The sequence below is a fragment of the Kineococcus glutinatus genome (assembly GCF_039542765.1).
GTDB classification, from domain to species: domain Bacteria; phylum Actinomycetota; class Actinomycetes; order Actinomycetales; family Kineococcaceae; genus Kineococcus_A; species Kineococcus_A glutinatus.
In genome coordinates this window covers 1-1,571 of record NZ_BAABIL010000781.1, presented here as the reverse complement: position 1 = coordinate 1,571, position 1,571 = coordinate 1, and the positions used below count along the sequence as shown (strand labels likewise).

1 protein-coding gene is annotated in these 1,571 nt (G+C 78.7%); it reads left to right on the top strand.

The genetic code is table 11. From position 1 onward, the window contains the following. Positions 1–1,571 (top strand): ABC transporter ATP-binding protein (locus ABEB16_RS21375; RefSeq protein ID WP_345714192.1); only part of this gene is annotated, 1,571 nt, incomplete at both ends.

Here is a 1,571-nt window from a genome sequence, read left to right as displayed (position 1 = left end):
GAGCGGGCAGCTGGTGCTGGCCCTGGCGGGGCTGCTGCGGGCCGCGGCGGTCGCCGACACCGCCGGGCGCGCGGTGCTCTCGGGGGTGGTCGGGCGCGCCGAGGGCGAGCTGCGCGCGGACCTGCTCGACGCGGCGCTGCACCAACCGCTGGCGGTGCTCGACGAGCAGGCCGTCGGGGAGGTGCTGGACCGCGTCGACGACGACCCCGCGCAGGTGGCGAACCTGCTGCGGGGGCCGGGGTGGGAGATGGGCCGGGCGCTGCTGCGCTCGCTGCTGGCGTGGGTGGTGGCCGGCGCGACGTGGTGGGGGGCCTGGATCGCGTTCCCGCTGGCCGCGGCGGCGGCGCTGGCGCTGGCGGTGCCGCTGACGCGGGTCGTGGCCGAGCGCAAGCTGGCCGAGGAGGCGGCCTGGTCCGAGCACGCCGCGCAGCTGGAGGAGGCCGTCGCCGGGCGCGACGACGTGCGCTCCTCGCTGGGGCAGCCCCTGGTGGTGCGCCAGTACGCCGAGCGCGCCCGGGCGGTGCTGGTGCGGGTGCGCGCCACGTGCCGGGCCTCCACGGCGGTGGCGCTGCGCACCGGCCTGCTGCTGCACGGCCTGCTGGCCCTGCTCGTGGTCGCCGGCGTGGCGCTGGTGGGCGGCGGCGGCGCCGGCGTGGGGTCCTTCGTGACCCTGTGGCTGCTGGCGAGCTCCTTCATCGGCCAGCTCAACAGCGTCGCCAACCACCTGCCGGAGCTGCAGTCGGGGATGGGTGCCCTGGCGCGGATCCGCTCGCTGCTGGAGGCCGAGCGGGAGCCGGTGGCCGGGGCGGGGCTGCCGCCGGGGCCGGCGCGGGTGGAGTTCCGGGCGCTGTCCTTCGCCTACCCGGGGGGGTTCGCGCTGCGGGGGGTGGACCTCGTCGTCGAGGCCGGCACGACGTGCGCGCTGGTGGGGCGCAGCGGCGCGGGCAAGTCGACGCTGGTGAAGCTGATGGTGCGGGCGGTGGAGCCGCCGGTGGGCGCGGTGCTCGTGGCGGACCGGGACGTGCGCGACACCGCGCTGGAGGAGCTGCGCGGCGCCGTCGGGGTGGTCACCCAGCGCACCGAGCTGCTGGCGGCGAGCCTGGCGGACAACATCACCCTGTTCGCGGACGTGCCGCGCGCCGCCGTGCAGCGGGCGGTGGCGGCCCTGGGCCTGCAGTCGTGGGTGGCCTCGCTGCCCGAGGGGCTGGACACCCGCCTCGGCGTCGGCGGCACGACCCTGTCGGCCGGGGAGGAGCAGCTGGTGGCGTTCGCGCGGCTGCTGGTGCGCGACGTGTCGGTGGTGGTGCTCGACGAGGCCACCGCCCGGATGGACCCGCAGACCGAGCGGCTGGTCTCCACCGCCGCCGACCGGCTGCTGGCGGGGCGCACGGGCCTGGTGGTGGCCCATCGGCTGTCCACGACCCGCCGCTGCGACGCGGTGGCGGTGCTGGAGGCCGGGCGCGTCGTGCAGCACGGCCCGCGCCGGCGGCTGGCGGCCGAGCCGGGCCCGTTCCGCGACCTGCTGCGGGCCGCCGGCACCGAGGAGCCGGAAGGCCCCGGTGGGCGGGCGC